At 66.8% G+C, this 15,422-nt stretch carries 14 protein-coding genes and 1 tRNA gene; 4 read left to right on the top strand and 11 right to left on the bottom strand.

Annotation, left to right across the window (positions count from 1 at the left end):
• Positions 1–58 precede the first annotated feature (58 nt).
• The 3 genes from AC1M2K_RS02550 to sp36 all read right to left on the bottom strand — a co-directional run bounded on the left by AC1M2K_RS02550 (position 59) and on the right by sp36 (position 1,702).
• A complete protein-coding gene (locus tag AC1M2K_RS02550; RefSeq protein ID WP_480239706.1) occupies positions 59–895 on the bottom strand; it encodes a DUF559 domain-containing protein in 837 nt (278 codons plus the stop codon).
• A 187-nt stretch (positions 896–1,082) separates the two neighbouring features.
• Complete coding sequence (locus AC1M2K_RS02555; protein WP_480237851.1) at positions 1,083–1,544, bottom strand: RidA family protein; 462 nt, start codon at positions 1,542–1,544, stop codon at positions 1,083–1,085.
• Positions 1,544–1,702, bottom strand: a complete 159-nt coding sequence (gene sp36, locus AC1M2K_RS02560; protein WP_480237852.1) for a Sp36 family protein — start codon at positions 1,700–1,702, stop codon at positions 1,544–1,546. The genes AC1M2K_RS02555 and sp36 overlap by 1 nt, the downstream gene beginning before the upstream one ends.
• Positions 1,703–1,764: 62 nt before the next feature.
• On the opposite strand from sp36, the gene AC1M2K_RS02565 reads away from it, so the two are divergent.
• Together AC1M2K_RS02565 and AC1M2K_RS02570 are read left to right on the top strand one after the other, a co-directional pair.
• Positions 1,765–4,332 (top strand): transglycosylase domain-containing protein, encoded by a 2,568-nt coding sequence (locus AC1M2K_RS02565; protein ID WP_480239707.1) that lies wholly within the window; start codon positions 1,765–1,767, stop codon positions 4,330–4,332.
• Positions 4,329–5,309 (top strand): metallophosphoesterase, encoded by a 981-nt coding sequence (locus AC1M2K_RS02570; protein WP_480239708.1) that lies wholly within the window; start codon positions 4,329–4,331, stop codon positions 5,307–5,309. The genes AC1M2K_RS02565 and AC1M2K_RS02570 overlap by 4 nt, the downstream gene beginning before the upstream one ends.
• Positions 5,310–5,549: 240 nt before the next feature.
• On the opposite strand, the gene AC1M2K_RS02575 is transcribed toward AC1M2K_RS02570, so the two are convergent.
• The 5 genes from AC1M2K_RS02575 to AC1M2K_RS02595 all read right to left on the bottom strand — a co-directional run bounded on the left by AC1M2K_RS02575 (position 5,550) and on the right by AC1M2K_RS02595 (position 10,194).
• Positions 5,550–5,623, bottom strand: a tRNA-Pro gene (locus tag AC1M2K_RS02575).
• Positions 5,624–5,683: 60 nt separating this feature from the next.
• Complete coding sequence (locus tag AC1M2K_RS02580) at positions 5,684–6,451, bottom strand: SGNH/GDSL hydrolase family protein (RefSeq protein ID WP_480239709.1); 768 nt, start codon at positions 6,449–6,451, stop codon at positions 5,684–5,686.
• A gap of 48 nt (positions 6,452–6,499) precedes the next feature.
• Complete coding sequence (locus tag AC1M2K_RS02585; protein ID WP_480239710.1) at positions 6,500–7,798, bottom strand: UDP-glucose dehydrogenase family protein; 1,299 nt, start codon at positions 7,796–7,798, stop codon at positions 6,500–6,502.
• Positions 7,799–7,864: 66 nt separating this feature from the next.
• The gene (locus AC1M2K_RS02590) at positions 7,865–9,427 is read right to left on the bottom strand and encodes a hypothetical protein (protein ID WP_480239711.1); all 1,563 of its coding nucleotides are present in this window, start codon (positions 9,425–9,427) and stop codon (positions 7,865–7,867) included.
• Positions 9,424–10,194, bottom strand: a complete 771-nt coding sequence (locus AC1M2K_RS02595) for a glycosyltransferase family 2 protein (protein ID WP_480239712.1) — start codon at positions 10,192–10,194, stop codon at positions 9,424–9,426. The genes AC1M2K_RS02590 and AC1M2K_RS02595 overlap by 4 nt, the downstream gene beginning before the upstream one ends.
• Before the next feature lie 109 nt (positions 10,195–10,303).
• On the opposite strand from AC1M2K_RS02595, the gene AC1M2K_RS02600 reads away from it, so the two are divergent.
• The gene (locus AC1M2K_RS02600) at positions 10,304–10,768 is read left to right on the top strand and encodes a GtrA family protein (protein ID WP_480239713.1); all 465 of its coding nucleotides are present in this window, start codon (positions 10,304–10,306) and stop codon (positions 10,766–10,768) included.
• A gap of 55 nt (positions 10,769–10,823) precedes the next feature.
• Here the strand turns inward: AC1M2K_RS02600 and AC1M2K_RS02605 are convergent, their stop codons facing one another.
• On the bottom strand, positions 10,824–11,369 hold the full coding sequence (locus tag AC1M2K_RS02605; RefSeq protein WP_480237859.1) for an LPXTG cell wall anchor domain-containing protein: 546 nt from the start codon (positions 11,367–11,369) through the stop codon (positions 10,824–10,826).
• A gap of 74 nt (positions 11,370–11,443) precedes the next feature.
• Positions 11,444–13,180: a DUF4012 domain-containing protein gene (locus AC1M2K_RS02610; RefSeq protein ID WP_480239714.1), complete on the bottom strand. Its 1,737-nt coding sequence runs from the start codon at positions 13,178–13,180 to the stop codon at positions 11,444–11,446.
• Positions 13,181–13,343: 163 nt separating this feature from the next.
• Here AC1M2K_RS02610 and AC1M2K_RS02615 point away from each other — a divergent pair, with 163 nt between their 5' ends.
• Complete coding sequence (locus AC1M2K_RS02615) at positions 13,344–14,486, top strand: epoxide hydrolase family protein (RefSeq protein WP_480239715.1); 1,143 nt, start codon at positions 13,344–13,346, stop codon at positions 14,484–14,486.
• Here the strand turns inward: AC1M2K_RS02615 and AC1M2K_RS02620 are convergent.
• Entirely contained in the window at positions 14,480–15,343 is an 864-nt protein-coding gene (locus AC1M2K_RS02620) for an alpha/beta hydrolase (protein ID WP_480237862.1), read from the bottom strand. The two genes, AC1M2K_RS02615 and AC1M2K_RS02620, sit on opposite strands and share 7 nt — an antisense overlap.
• Between the last annotated feature and the right edge of the window lie 79 nt (positions 15,344–15,422).

Consider the following 15,422-nt stretch of genomic DNA (forward strand, 5'->3'; position numbering starts at 1 on the left):
TTTCATCCTGAAAATCGTGCGATCTCCTGTTAACCGTGCGATTGCCCTCACGGCGCTGTCAGGTCGCACGGTGAAGCCCCTGAGCCATTGCAGAGAGGATCGTGGCCTGAACGTAGGCCCAGTCCCCTACGACCTGCGCGTAATCGAACCGCAGAACCGTATAGCCCATGAGCTTGAGGCGAGCATCCTGTCGGAGGTCGCGGCGGCGGCGATCCGCGCTCGAGTGAGGGCCGTACCCGTCGATCTGCAGAATGAGACGATCACCGATCAGGCCGTCGACGGGGTGGTCGTCGATGATGACCTGCTGACGCATCTCGACTCCGATCCGGGCCAGACGGATACGTGGGATGGACTCGATACCCGAGTCTGAGAACTCGCTCGCGGCTTCCACGGCGGCCGCGAACCGCGTCGACCGGGTCACCACCCGTCGCAGATGCATGGGCGAGACCTTCCTGAGCCGGAGCGCGGAGTCGAGAACCACTACCGCGGCCTCAGAGGGCTGGCACTCGGCGACCCGGACGAGCACGTTCTCGAGCGGGTCGAGAAGCTGCAAGGACGACGACGACACCGGGCCCATGGACCAGTGAGCTTTGACGTTCGGCGGCAGATGCAGCCGGCCGGCGTTCCTCGGCACTGCCAGGTGCATCTCGGTATGAGCGGCCGTCCACAGCCCGTAGCGCTGCGCGGCGGTGAGACACGTCAGCCGCCCGCCATGTATGGCAGCCGTCCTGAGAGCCGGATCGCAATCGGGAATCGCGAGCCAGTCACGCCGGACGCGACTCAGCGTCCCTGACGCCAGCGACGCACGGATCCCGTATTTCGTGCCACCGGCCCGGATGATGTCGCTCGTGTGCGCGATTCGCCCGTTGCGCCGCACCCATTCCTCAACGTCCATCCATCGACGATGGCGGAACTGAACTGGTCATGCGATGTGATCACCGGTCTGTGGACAGCTCGGCGAGCGACCCCCGCTGTGCAGGAGACGGCCGGGCAGACGCAAAACAGGAGATCGCACGGTTATCAGGATCAAATGCCCGAAGGCATCCTGATAACCGTGCGATCTCCTGCTAAACGTGCGGGCACTACGCGAACGCGAGCACGAGCTCCACTTCGACGGGCGCGTCGAGCGGCAGCACAGCAACACCGACGGCCGAGCGGGCGTGGATGCCCGCGTCTCCGAAGATCTCGCCGAGCAGGTTGGACGCACCGTTGATGACACCGGGCTGACCGGTGAACGACGGGTCGGATGCCACGAAGCCGGTGACCTTCACGACCTGGGTGACCCGGTCGAGAGAGCCGATCACGCTGTCTGCGGCCGCAAGCGCGTTGAGCACGCAGGTCGCCGCGTACGACTTCGCGTCTTCGGCCGACACGGATCCGCCGACCTTGCCGGTGGCGAGCAGGGTGCCGTCCACGAACGGCAGCTGCCCTGAGGTGTAGACCAGGTTGCCCTGCACGACTGCGGGAACGTACGCCGCGACGGGCGTCGCGACGGCGGGAAGGGTGAGTCCGAGTTCAGCGAGACGATCCGCGATCCGCGACATCAGGCATCCGCCACTTGACGCTTCAGGTAGGCGACGAGGCCGCCCTCAGGACCGTTGACGACCTGCACGAGTTCCCAGCCGTCACTGCCCCAGTTGTTCAGTATGGCGGCGGTGTTATGAATCATCAGCGGGGTGGTGATGTACTCCCAGCGGGGCATGTTTTCCTCTTGTATGTCCGGGTAAAGGCGGTTTTTCAGATTTGTCGCTTAAACTCGATCCTATGCCTGAACAAAAACGCACGGCTAGAGGTGTGCTCGGGGGGTTCCTCGGCTTCATCGGCCTGAGTGCTGCCGCCGGATTGCTCATCACCGCTGCCGTCACCCCTGCCCTCGCTGTCACCGGGATGACCGCCAACAACGCCATCGGCGTATTCGACGGACTCCCCGACTACCTCAAGGTCGGACAGTCGATGGAGAAGACCAACATCTTCGCGCAGACCTCCGATGGCAAGCCGGTGCTCCTGGCATCGTTCTTCGACCAGAACCGTGAGGAAGTGGCATGGGAGCAGGTCTCCCAGTTCGCCAAGGACGCTGCAGTCGCAGCGGAGGACCCGCGCTTCTACGAGCACGGCGGCATCGACGTCATGGGCACGACGCGAGCCATCCTCAAGACCTACGTCATCGGCGGAACCACCCAGGGTGGATCGTCGATCACGCAGCAGTACGTGAAGAACGTCCTCGTGCAGCAGTGCGAGATCGACTCGAAGGACGACGAAGAACTTCAGGCCTGCGCCGACGACGCGACGACCGCGAGCGGTGCCGAGGGTGCGAGCCGCAAGCTCAAGGAGATGCGCTACGCCATCGGTGTCGAGAAGGACTACGCGAAGGACGACATCCTCCTCGGGTACCTCAACATCGCCAACTTCGGCGCCCGCACATACGGCATCCAGGCGGCAGCGAAATACTACTTCGGCGTCACAGCCGCGAACCTGACCATCGAGCAGGCCGCAACCCTGATCGCCATCGTCAACTACCCGTCCCGGCTCCGGATCGACATGCCGGACAGCGAGACGAACGGCGCGGCCAATGGCTACGCCGCCACCCTCGAACGTCGCGATTACGTGATCAACAAGATGCTCGAAGAGGGAAAGATCACTGCCGAGCAGCACGCAACAGCCAAGGCAGTACCGATCACCCCGAACATCCAGCAGCCGAGCACGGGATGCCAGACGGCAAGCAGCATGGCCTACTTCTGCGACTACGTGACCCGTGTCATCCAGAAGGACGAAGCATTCGGCGCCACCCCTGAGGCGCGCGCGGCGACGCTCAAGCGCGGTGGACTCCAGGTCTACACGACGCTCGACTACGACCTGCAGGTCGCGACGGCGAACTCGATCAACAAGTACATCCCGATGTCGATGGAGAACACCGACATCGGAACGGCGGCTGTCACGGTGCAGCCGAAGACGGGCCGGATCCTCGCTATGGCTCAGAACAAGATGTACAGCAACAACAAAGCCCTGTCTGAGGCAGACGATTCCTACACCTCGATCAACTACAACACCGACCGGGACTACGGCGGATCGGGTGGTTTCCAGGTTGGATCTACGTTCAAGGCATTCATTCTGGTGGACTGGTTGAAGAACGGCCACTCCCTGCGGGAGTCGGTCAGCGGGTCAAAGCGCACGTTCTCGAAGTGGAACTACAACAGTTGCGACGGCGGCACCCAAACGATTCCGTACACCCCGAAGAACTACGACGGCACGAGCCCCGGCGCCATCACCCCGATCGAGGCGACTCGGCGGTCCGTGAATACGGCCTTCATCGCGATGGCGCAAAAGCTCGACATCTGCGAGATCTTCAAGACGGCCGGCGACCTCGGCGTTCACCGCGCTGATGCCGATCCGATGGAGACTTTCCCCGCGACCCTTCTCGGTGCCAACGAGATCGCGCCCCTGTCGCTTGCGACGGCGATCGCCGGCATCGCCGCAGAAGGCCTTTCCTGCACGCCGATCGCCATCGACAAGGTGATCGGGCCAGACGGGGAAGAGATCAAACCACCGACAACCACATGTACCCAGGCCGTCACTCCCGAGGTCGCCAACACCGCGGCGTACGCCATGGAGACCGTGTTCGACGGCGGAGGGACCGCGTCCCGCGCGGCCGTCGGTGGCGCTCCACTGATGGGCAAGACGGGTACCGCTGACGACGCGGTCCACTCCTGGATCACCGGTGGAACGACCAAAGCCATCACCTCGCTCTGGGTCGGCAACGTCAAGGGCAAAGACAGCATGTACGACGTCATGGTGAACGAAGGCGTCACCGGTTTCAGCGCGAAGTTCGGCATCTTCTCCGGCATCCTCCGCGAGTCGATCGCCAAGTACGGTGGAGACAAGTTCGCCGCGCCTGACGACGCCCTGATCCGCGCGAAGCAGGTCAAGGTCCCGGATGTCGCAGGCCAGTCCGTCGAGCAAGCGACCGCGACCCTCGCCAACGCCGGTTTCGGTACCCAGGTCGGTTCGCCGGTAGCCTCCAGCGTCGCGGCCGGTCTCGTGGCCTCCACGAACCCGGGCGCAGGCGCGTCGGTCTCCACCGGCTCGACCATCACCGTGCAGCCGTCGACGGGAACACCGTCACCGACTGTCCCGAACGTCGTCGGCGCCGCGCCCGATGCCGCACGCGGCGCCCTGGCAGGTGCCGGGTACGCCAACGTGAAGGAAGTGTGTGAACCGGACAACGGGGCCGGTGCAGGCCCCGGAACGGTGACGGCGCAGAATCCTGCGCCGGGCACTGCCGCGAAAGCCGAGGACGAGATCACTCTGACCGTCAGAAAACAGAAGTGCGATTGACCGGGTCCACGACAGGCCGGGGGGTCTGGGGTGCTTTCGGCACCCTGGCCCTTCTCGGCACGGCAGCGTTCGCGTGGGGTTCCCTCGTTGAACGCCGCCTGTTCACGGTGCGCCACGCGACCGTTCCCGTGCTGCCGAAGGGCGCGGCATCCGTCGCGATCCTGCACCTGAGCGACCTGCACATGGCGCCGTGGCAGCACGACAAGCAGGACTGGATCCGGTCGCTCGCTCGACTCAAGCCCGACCTCATCGTCGACACCGGAGACAACCTGGGGCACGAGGACGGCATCCCGGGCGTCGAACGCGCCTTCGCGGACTTCGGCGGCATCCCCGGCATCTACGTACACGGTTCCAACGACTACTACGGCCCGATGCACAAGAATTGGCTGAAGTACTTCACCGGCCCGTCGAGCGCCGGCCGTCCGGGCAATCACCCGCGCAAGCGCAACCTCGACACCCGGCGCCTCGACGCCTTCTTCACGGATGCCCTCGGCTGGCAGAACCTGAACAACGCGGTCGGCAGCGTCACGATCAAGAACACACGATTCGACGTATTCGGTGTCGACGACCCGCACATCGGCGCCGACCGCCTCGACCTGCTCACCGGTCTCCTCGACAGCCAGCAGGACGACGAATCGCTCGAGACCGACGATGCCGGCCTGCAGCACGTCGTGCACATCGGAGTCGTGCACGCGCCGTACCAGCGTGTCCTGAACTCGTTCGTGAATCACGGGGCCGACCTCATCCTCGCAGGCCACACCCACGGCGGCCAGGTCTGCGTTCCCGGCTACGGCGCGCTCGTCACGAACTGCGACATCCCGCGCACCCAGGTGAAGGGGCTCAGCCTGTGGCGTCACGCCCTGCGCTCGGCGTTCCTGCACGTCAGCGCCGGCCTCGGCACCTCGATCTACGCGCCCGTGCGGTTCGCCTGCCGGCCGGAGGCGACGCTGCTCACCCTCGTCCCGCGCGAGAAGTAGCACCGGGCAGAGGTTCACATCCGGACCGGGCCGTTCCCCAGCCCGCGATGACCTCAGCACGGCACAAGGACGAAGCCCCCGCACAAGGATGCCTCGGGCAGAGTGTCCTTGCCTCGGGGCTTTTTCCTTGTCTGGTGTCGACGGGCGCACGCGGCGCCGCCGCATCGCCCGCTGACCGGCATCCGCACGGCGGCAACAAAAAGACCGCCCGGCTCCTTGCGGAACCGAACGGTCTGGCTGTCGGGGTGGCGGGATTCGAACCCACGACCTCTTCGTCCCGAACGAAGCGCGCTACCAAGCTGCGCCACACCCCGATGGCCCGGAGGCCTCAATAAGAATAGCCGATAATTTCAGCCCGCGAGACCGCGGCCGGCTCAACCGAGAAGCTCCCGGATGCTGTCGGCCAGCTCCCGGCCCAGGTAGGCGTGCCCGGCCGTGCCCGGGTGCGACGTCGACTGGTCGAGCACCGTCGGCGCCGTGGCCTCGGTGATCCAGCGTTCGGCGAGGGGTGAGATGTAGTCGATGCCGAGGTCGGCCGCCGTGCCGGACAGCACGGCGTCGACGGCGGAGAGCCGCTGTTCCGCCGGCCAGGTGCGCGGCCCGGGACCGACGACGACGAGCGTCGCCTCCCGCCAGCGCTTCTCGACGACGTCCACGGCTGCGGTCAGTGCCGCCGCGATGTTCTCCGGCGTGGACTCGGTGTCGTTCGTGCCGCCCTGGAGCACGACGAGCTCGGGCACCGCGTCGAGGTCGAGGGCGGAGAGCCGCCGCGCGAAGGAGCCCTCGTTGCCTGGGCCTGGGCTGACGAAGCCGGTCCCCGGTACGCCGTCGACCGTTGCGTCGAGTTCCAGTTCGGCGGCGGCCGTGTACGCCATGCCCTCCGTCGGCGGCTCTGCGCTGTAGCCCCAGGTCCACGAGTCTCCGAAGAACAGGGCGTCTGAGCCCGGGTCCAGGGGGCCGTCGGCATCCGATGCCGTCGTTCGTGTCTGCACGCCGGCGGTCCCGGCCGCCGGTTGCTCCGTTCCCGCTGCGCCGAGCAGCAGCGCGCTGCCGGCGACGAGACCGGCCAGCACGAGGCCGGTTCCGGCGATCACCGGCCACCTGGCGGCGGCCAGGGAGCGGGTGAAGGGGCTGGAAGGCATCCGTCGAGCCTAGACGGGGCGCGCGCCGAAAGGCCAATCAGGCGCGTGTCAGCGGCGCCCCATGCCGCGGTATGTCCAGCCCGCAGACCGCCAGGCGGCTGCGTCGAGCGCATTGCGGCCGTCTACGACGAGCGGATGCCGGACCTTCCCGGCCACCACCGCCGGGTCGAGTGCGCGATACTGCTTCCACTCGGTGAGAAGCACGACGGCGTCAGCGCCGTCGAGTGCCTCGTCCAGGGTGCCGAACGCGAGTTGGGGATGCAACCGGCGGGAGTTCTGTATCGCCTCGGGGTCGGTTGCGATCACGTCGGCACCGAGGCCGTTCAACTGCACCGCCACGTCGAGGGCCGGAGAATCTCGAACGTCATCGCTGTCGGGTTTGAAAGCGAGGCCAAGCACCGCGACCTTCTTGCGGAACACAGTACCTCCGAATTCCTCGACGACGACGTCCACGGCCCTCTGACGCCGACGCAGGTTGATCGCGTCGACCTCCTTGAGGAACGCCACCGACTCGCCCCGGCCGAGTTCTTCGGCGCGGGCGGTGAACGCGCGGATGTCCTTCGGCAGACATCCTCCGCCGAAGCCAACCCCGGCGTTGAGGAACCTGCGGCCGATCCGGACGTCGTACCCGATGGCATCCGCCAGCTGGGTGACGTCCGCCCCGGTGACCTCGGCGATCTCGGCCATGGCGTTGATGAACGAGATCTTTGTCGCCAGGAACGCGTTCGCCGCGACCTTCACGAGCTCAGCGGTCGCGTAGTCCGTGATGACCACAGGTGTCTGTTCGGAAACCGCCCGCGCGTAGACCTGGTTGAGAAGGTCCACAGCGAGGGCCTGGCCGTCCGCAACGCCGTAGACGAGCCGGTCGGGGGTGACCGTATCACGCACTGCGTAGCCCTCTCGAAGGAACTCCGGGTTCCAGGCCAGCATCGCGCCCGTCCGTTCGACGAGGGCCGAAAGCCGTTCCGCGGTTCCGACCGGCACTGTCGATTTGCCCACGATGAGGTCGCCGGCGACCACGTGCGGCAGGAGGGCCATGACGGCCGCATCGACGAAGCTCAGATCCGCCCCACCGCCCGTGCGGAGCTGGGGTGTCCCGACCGCGACAAAATGTACCCTGCTTCCCGCGGCATCCGCAATGTCGGTACTGAACCTCAGCCGCCCGGAGGACAGGGCGGTGGTGAGGAGCTGCGGGAGGTCCGGCTCGAAGAACGGCGCCCGGCCCGCTGAGAGGGCTTCGATCTTCGAGGCGTCGACATCGATGCCGATGACGTCGTGGCCGAGCGATGCCATGGAGGCAGCGTGCACGGCACCGAGGTAGCCGCACCCGATCACAGAGATCTTCATAGTGGTGACAGCCTATCGAGTACAGAAGACCGCCTGGCTGTGCTCATCGAGCGACCCCGCCGGCACTCAGCCGGGGACGCACACGGCGTAGTGTCCGACGCGCACGGGGACGTCAGCACAGACCGCGTCGAGTGACCCATCGAACCGCTCGGTCCCTGCCGCTGAGAGGTCGTAGTTCGCGTAGACACGAGTGGTTTCGGCGAACCCGGGCGCGTCGACAAGGGCGGCGCGCGCCCCGGACAACACGATCACCGACACCTCAGGACCCCAGCTGCTCGCCAGTTGCTCCTCACCGAGCTCACCGATCGTGGCTGCTGCCGCGCGCTGTTCCCCGAGCGTCTCGCCGTAACGAACGTGGTCGGCGATCGCCACATGACCGCGAAGCTGCACGGCCAGAGTTCCCGCAAGGAGGATGGATGCCGCGACGGCAACGACGCGGAGCCCCGTCCGTCGTGCCGGCGCTCCGCTGGATCGCGCCCGCCAGAGCAACCGCACGCCGAGTACGAGGAATGCGGCAAGCAACGGCACGAATGCGAGCAGTCCAGGGGACGGATGCCTGATCCACACCGGGAGGTGACTCGAGGCCAACCACCAGCCGATCCACGTGGCCGGCCCGAGCAACGCCACCGCGAGCAGAACACCGAGTTCGCGGGGCGAGGCGTCCGTCACCAGCGGAGGGAGCGCCCGTTTTCTGGCGAGTCCGGCAACGAGAGCGGCGACGACGACGAACCCGACGATCAGGAGCACGGGAAGGATGGCCGGCGAGAACCAGGAACTCACGAGCCCGTCGAGTTTCGCGGTCACCGGGACGCGATGGTCGCCTTGCCCCCCGGAGAGGAGGAAATAGCCGAACGATTTGGTCACCTGCACATAGCCGGCCGGGCCGAGAGCGATCAGCTTCCACAGTTCGACGACCGCGACGGGAATGAGCGCGAAGAGACCGCAGAACACCACCCGGCGCACACGTGACCAGAACACCTGCCCTGGCACGGTGAAGAACACGCCGACCGCGATCGCCGGCACCGCGAGGAGCGCGATGGTCTTCGTTTCGAGGGCGAGCCCGACCAGGAGTCCGGCCAGCCACGGGCGGGTGCGGAAGACAAACACCGCCCACACCACGAGTGCGGCGGCAGGTACCTCCCCGAGCACATCGATCGGCGTCTGGATGGGTGAAGCCGAATCCCAGGTGTTGAGGCCGAGGGGCACGGCGAGAGCTGCGAGGGCAGACCACCGTCCACCGATCCGGCGGCCGTTCAACCAGAGCCCGATGAGCAGGGCAATGTAGAAGACGAGGATGACGGCGCGTCCGCCGATCACGGCATCCACTCCGAGCGACAGGACAGCGGCCACCGGCAACAGAACCACCGGACCAGTCGAGATTCGGGGGTCGAACGGCGTGAGCTGACTGCCGGACAGTGTGCCGTCGCTGGTGTAGCCGAGGCCGGCGAGAAGATTGATTGGAACGGTCAGGTTGAACGCTTCGTCCTCCCACAGTCGCATGACCGTGAACCCGGGAACGATGACGAGGACCTGCGCGACCATGACGAGACCGAACGCGGCCCAGAACAGCGCGGAGGCCCAGATCCGGGCCCCCCGGACACCTTCCTGCGCCCTTCCCCCGGCGCTCACGACCGGCTGCGACCCGGGTTGAGGCTCACCCGCCATACTTCGACGATGGCACGCGCGCTGAACTCGCGGAGTCGCCTGGGCGGGAGTTTCGGCATGGCGAGCGCTTCTCCCCACATCGTGCCGGCGGCGGTCGAGCCACGGCGCGGGAGACTTTGAACGGCGACGTACCGCACAGTGAACCCCAGTCGTCGTTCGGCAAGAGAGAAATGCACGTGCGGCACGAGGGCGTCGTCAGGAACGACACCGATCAGTTGCGCGATGGCGGCGGGGCGGTAGGCCCTGAGCGGCGTGTTAACGTCCGGGATGCGACGGCCGACGGCGACGGCGACGAGCACCCCGACACAGCCAGTCAGAATCGTGCGGAACCAGGGGTCTGTGCGGTTCTTGCGCACGCCGTGCACGACATCGACACCCGCCTGCTCGAGCGCATGGACAAGTCGGGGGAAGTCGGTTCCGAGGAATTGGCCGTCCCCGTCGACATGGACGACAGCATCCGGGCTCAGGGCAAGTCCTGCCCGATACGCGGCGAGCGCCGTGGGCCCGTGCCCCCGATTCGCTTCGGCATTCACGACGATGAGTTCCGGCAACTCCGCTTCGAGGCTGGTGAGCACGGACGCCGTCTGATCGGTCGAACGGTCGTTGACGACGACGACGCTGATCCTGTCGGCAAGTGGCCTGACGTGCTCGAGTATCTCCTCGAGAAAGTCGGGAAGCCCCTCTGCCTCGTTGTAGGCGGGCATCACCACGGCGAGATGTTGCAATGGCACGGCGCTCCCAGGCCTCGGGCAATAGGTCAAAGGCCAGCGTAGTCGAGCGGAGCACCCCTGCTGCGCGGTTCGCTGCGCTGGCCCCACATCACGTACTCTTGAGCGCAGAATGCCCACCCAGACCCGCTTCCGCCGACTCGCCGTACTCGGCACGCGCTTCCTCACCGTCGGAGCGATTTCCACCCTGATCGAGATCGCTGTGTTCAACCTGCTGCACTATGCGCTCGGGGTGGATGTGGTGGCGTCCAAGATCATCGCGTCCCTCATCGCGCTGGTGAACGCGTACTTCGGAAACCGCGAGTGGACGTTCAAGCACAGGGGACATCACGGTCGTGCGCTCGAGATCGTCCTCTTCATCGTGGTGAATGCCGCGTGCACCGTCCTCGGCGCCGGCATCCTCGCGCTCGGAGTCAGCCTGTTCCACTCCCCAGGCCCGGTGATCGTCAACATCGTGAACCTCGTGAGCATCGTCATCGTCGTGCTCGTGCGGTTCCTCTTCTACCACTACATCGTGTTCCGCGGGGTGCGCCCGCGGGCGACGGCCGAGGAACCCTCTGAGCGCTCCCCGAGCTGACCACCTCCCGCGGTCGTCGCCGAACTGTCTGGGGTCGGCGACGACCACGGTCGGCTCACACGGAGCGACGACGGACCAGGTGGACCGCTCCGAGGGCAATGAGGCCGGTGAAGATGAGGCCGCCTGACAGCCACAGCCAGGACAGGTCGGCTCCGGTGTTCGGCAGCCCGGGCTGGGCCGCCTCCTCCGCCGTCGGCGAGGCGTCGAGGCATTCCTGCGCAGCCGAGTACAGGATCGGGCCACGTTCAGGGCTGGTCGATCCCCACGTCGTCAGTTCGTACTGCGAAGCGTCGGCAGTACCCTTTGGCAGGGTGTAGACGAGACTGCCGTCGGCGGCCGCCGTGTGCTTCGACATGGACGAGCCCGCGACGTCCGCGTCGCTCTGTGCGGCGGCGTCAGCGCTGTCGGCGAGGATCTCGATCGTGACGGTCTCACCGGGGCTGAAATAGCCGGGTTCGGCGTTGAACGTCGATTCACACGCGACGCTCACGACGGCCGCGCCGCCTCCGGGTGGGTAGGTGTCCGCGAACGCCGGGGCAGGCGCTGCGAGGACGGCGAGCAGCGCTAGGGACGCTGCCGCGAGGGTTCGGGTCGGTGTCACGGGATCTCTCCTTGTCTGGGACCGGATCGCACTGGCGTGCTCTCCTAACGTGAGAATAACTCACTTTCTTGCGATCAGGAGCATTCCGCTTGTCCCCTTTCGGGGCTGTTGACAGCGAGCCCAGGCGTGGTGTCGATCCGCGCGGTCGAGGCATCCGCGTAGTCGACGACCACGCTCACCGATCCACCGGGCTCAACCTCGACGAGCTGGGCCACCACGACCCGTCCGGCGTCGTCCCTGACGACCGTCCGCTCGGAATCGGCCTGGGTGACGGCGCGAGCACCAGGCGGAAGGACGATGAGCACCTGGGTGCGGATCAAGCCTGCGGGCACCCCGTACACGCCGTTCCCGGTGACGAACCCGGGCAGGCTGGTCGCCGCGTCTGCGGGCGCCTCACTCGTGAGCTCGACAGTGACGCGGCGCTCGGTGCCCGTGCACGTCGACGTGACGAGTCCGTCGAGGTAGTAGCCCATCTTTCCGCCGGTGGCGTCGTTGAGGTAGACGCCGAGCACCGGATCGGAATCGGTCGACGGCACCCCGGCCAGCGTGGTCTCGGCGAGCGCCTCCTGCTCGGCGGCATCCGCGCTCCAAAGCCGGATGCGGCCTTCGTCGCTTCCCTGCACGATCGCGGCCAGGAGCCGTGCGGGATCGACGTCGTCTGAGGTCACTGCGGCGAAGACCTCCCGGGTGACCGAGGCGAAGAACGCATCCTGGTCCGCGGGCTTCTCGATGCTGCCGTACACCTCGCTGAGCAGCACGCGGACGGCGTTGTCACTCGACAGCACGCTCCCGTCCGCCAGCTCGACAGGTCCCGTCGCCTCCAGGACGTAGGAGAGCACGTATGGGTCGATGGCGATGACACCGTCGATCGGCATGCCGACGACGGGTTCCGCCATCGCCTGTGCGAGTGCTCCCGTCCTGCTGAAGTCCGGCGTCAGGTTCACGTTTTGCACGTACCTGCCGAGGATTGTTCCGTACAACCCCGTCTCCGCGGCAGTCAGCGGCAGAGCCGGCTCGGCCAGCCGCGGGTAGTCCATGCTCGAGCGCTGCGCGGCCAGGGTGATCTCGCCGTCGGAGGCGGCGAGCACAGCCGTCGCCCCAGGCAGCCCGCCCGAGGCACGCAGCTCGGCGTTGTTCTGGAACAGGACGAGGTAGTTCCTCTGCGCATCCGCCCCCAGCATCGCGGGGAGAAGGGCGGTCGCCCGGTCGATGGCCTGCACGGCGTGCGTCACCTCGGCGACCAGGTCGGTGAGTTCCGCAACGGCATCGCGCACGAACGGCAGGGCCTGTCCGGTCTGGATCGCATCGACCCGTTCCGAGATCCCCTCGGCGGCCTTCCTGGCCTCTGCGGCGGTCGGCGCCGCATCGACCAGGGGCTGGATCGGGACGGATGCTCCGGCGAACGATCCGGCGTCAAGTTCTCCTGCGAGCGGCAACAGGGGTGAAGCGACCTCGGTGACCAGGTCGTCGACGGCCTGGGCCGACTGGCGGACGGCGGCGAGATTCGCCCCGACCAGCGGCACCCACTCGGCTGCCCTCCACACCGGGTCGCTCGTGAGCGAGACGGCGGACGCGGTGTGCCCGGATGCCTCCTCGATCGCGTCAGCGGCATCCTCGACGTCGCCAGCCCCCATCGCCGCGCTGAGCCCTGAGGCGAGGGATCGCGCCAGCGAGAGTTCGTCTGCGGCCGATGCGCCGCGGACCCCGATCCACAGGCCGGCAGCGATGACGCCGACCAGCAGCACCAGCAGGGTCCACAGAAGGAAGACCCTGACCGGCGCGCGTCGCGGAAGCTCAGTTGTCGTTGTCATTCAGGCGCCCGCTTCGGGTTCAGGTTCGTGAACGTGATGATTACTCACATTGAGCCTAGATGGTCGGCGCCACGCTGTCCTGCGCCTAAACGGGGGTCACCGCTGTCGGCCGGGTGGGAGGACGTTTTCGCGGTCGGGGAGCCCCTCGCCCTAGAGTGTCGGCATGGTGACCACCGAGCCGTTCACGATCGACATCTCCGACGCGACCCTCGCCGACCTCCGCGAACGTCTCGAGCGCACCCGGTTCCCCACGGCATCCGCTGCGACACCGTGGCAGGCGGGGGTCGACCCGGAGTATCTCCGGGGCCTCGTGGCGTACTGGGCCGACGGGTTCGACTGGCGCTCACAGGAGGCCGCCCTCAACGACGTGCCGCAGTTCCAGGCCGACCTCGGCGGACGGACGCTCCACTACGCCCACATCCCGGCTGCTGGGGACGCCACCACCCGGGTGCCGATCGTCCTCTGCCACGGCTGGCCCAGTGCCTTCACCGAGATGCTCGCCCTCGCCGACCGTCTCGCTCACCCGGCACGCTTCGGGGCGCCGGCCGGCCTCGCCTTCGATGTCGTGATTCCCTCCCTGCCCGGATTCCTGTTCTCCGATCTGCCTGACGGTCCGTTCACGAGAGAGAAGGTCGCGGACGACCTGCACGCGCTGATGACCGACGGGCTCGGCTTCGACCACTATGCCGCGTTCGGTGGCGACATCGGCGGCACGGTCGCAGCCTGGCTGGGCGCGAAGTATCCGGAGAATGTGATCGGCATCCATATGATCCACCCGCCGTTCCCTGCGACGTTCGACGAGCCGGTCGCGGCCGAGGAGCAGGCATTCCTCGACGCGGAGGAGGCCTACGACACGACGGATGCCGGCTACAGCTGGATCATGCAGACCAGGCCGGACACCGTGGCATCCGCCCTGATCGACTCGCCGTCAGGGCTGGCAGCGTGGATCGTCGACAAGCTCAGGGACTGGAGCGATTGCGACGGCGACCTGGAGTCCCGGTTCGATCGGGACACATTGCTTACGCTCGTCACGCTGTACTGGGTCACGGAGTCGATCGGCACCTCGTTCCGGCAGTACCTCGACTTCGAGCACAACGCACCCCGGCCGCTCATCGAGGTGCCTGCCGCCTTCACCCTGAGTTCAGAACCCGGCATGGTGGGCTACCCGATGAGCATCGCCGAACGCGCGTGTTCAGACATCCGGTTCTGGCACGAGCCGAAGCGCGGCGGCCATTTCCTCGCGAACGAGGAGCCGGATCTCATGGCCTCCGAGATTCGGGAGTTCGTCGCTTCGCTCAGTCAGTGAGCCGTGTGGGAGTTGCGCTGCACGAACTCGAGTGCGGTCTCGGCCACCTCACGCCAGCCGTGGTCGATGGTCAGCGAGTGCCCGCGGTTCGCCATCTCGATGATCTCGGTCAGTGACGGATTCTTTTGCTGTCGCTTGAACGACGCGTTGGCGATCTCCCACGGCACGGTGTGATCCTTCTCCCCCGAGATGATGAGGAGCGGACCGCGATCCGGGTTGAGGGTGTCGACCTTCACATCCGTGAACGGGTTGAGATTCGCCGTTGCGGCCTCGAACAGCGGAACGCCGGACGCCGGCACATGGAAGCCCTCGTACAGCTCGTGGGCTTCTTCATCGGTGAGCGCGTTCGCCCAGCCATAGCGGAACTGCTCGAAGGTCAGCAGCACCGACCTCCTGGTGTTCGCCGGGTTGTGGAGCACAGGCGATGCGGACTTCAGCGACGACAACGGCAGGGGCAGCACCCCACGGAACGGCGCGGGGTCGATCGCCACAGTGACCGCGGATGCTCCGGTGCCTGCGAGGCGCTGGGCGATCAGCCCACCGAAGGAGTGACCGATGACCACGGGCTGGGCTTCGAGGTTGCCGATCGCGTCGAGGTAGTGGTCGGTGACCTGCGCGACCATTTTGTGGGCGAAGACATCCGGGTCCTGCCGGGCCAGCGCGACCGTTTCCGGGTCATCCGGCCAGACAGGGGCGATGGTCGTGTACCCCGCATCCTCGAACAGCGCCCGCCAACGGTCCCAGCTGCTGGAGAGCAGCCAGAGTCCGTGGACGAAGACGACGGGGATGAGTCCGGAGGCGTTGGCCCTGTCGATCTCCTGCTGCTCGGCGTCCGTCAGCAAACTGTCGTCCGTCATGCCGTCCTCCGCTCGCAGCCAGGCCGAGATCCCCTCACCTCGACGGTAGGGCCACGACCCTCCCGCTGTCTACGGGCGG

It is taken from the genome of Mycetocola sp. Y171 (genome assembly GCF_056713165.1).

Excerpts from the sequence above, each read along its gene's own strand:
- AC1M2K_RS02580 (WP_480239709.1), bottom strand. The coding sequence starts at position 6,451 with ATGCCTTCCAGCCCCTTCACCCGCTCCCTGGCCGCCGCCAGGTGGCCG.
- sp36 (WP_480237852.1), bottom strand. The coding sequence starts at position 1,702 with ATGCCCCGCTGGGAGTACATCACCACCCCGCTGATGATTCATAACACC.
- AC1M2K_RS02620 (WP_480237862.1), bottom strand. The coding sequence starts at position 15,343 with ATGACGGACGACAGTTTGCTGACGGACGCCGAGCAGCAGGAGATCGAC.
- AC1M2K_RS02565 (WP_480239707.1), top strand. The coding sequence starts at position 1,765 with ATGCCTGAACAAAAACGCACGGCTAGAGGTGTGCTCGGGGGGTTCCTC.
- AC1M2K_RS02550 (WP_480239706.1), bottom strand. The coding sequence starts at position 895 with ATGGACGTTGAGGAATGGGTGCGGCGCAACGGGCGAATCGCGCACACG.
- AC1M2K_RS02615 (WP_480239715.1), top strand. The coding sequence starts at position 13,344 with ATGGTGACCACCGAGCCGTTCACGATCGACATCTCCGACGCGACCCTC.
- AC1M2K_RS02555 (WP_480237851.1), bottom strand. The coding sequence starts at position 1,544 with ATGTCGCGGATCGCGGATCGTCTCGCTGAACTCGGACTCACCCTTCCC.
- AC1M2K_RS02600 (WP_480239713.1), top strand. The coding sequence starts at position 10,304 with ATGCCCACCCAGACCCGCTTCCGCCGACTCGCCGTACTCGGCACGCGC.
- AC1M2K_RS02585 (WP_480239710.1), bottom strand. The coding sequence starts at position 7,798 with ATGAAGATCTCTGTGATCGGGTGCGGCTACCTCGGTGCCGTGCACGCT.
- AC1M2K_RS02610 (WP_480239714.1), bottom strand. The coding sequence starts at position 13,180 with ATGACAACGACAACTGAGCTTCCGCGACGCGCGCCGGTCAGGGTCTTC.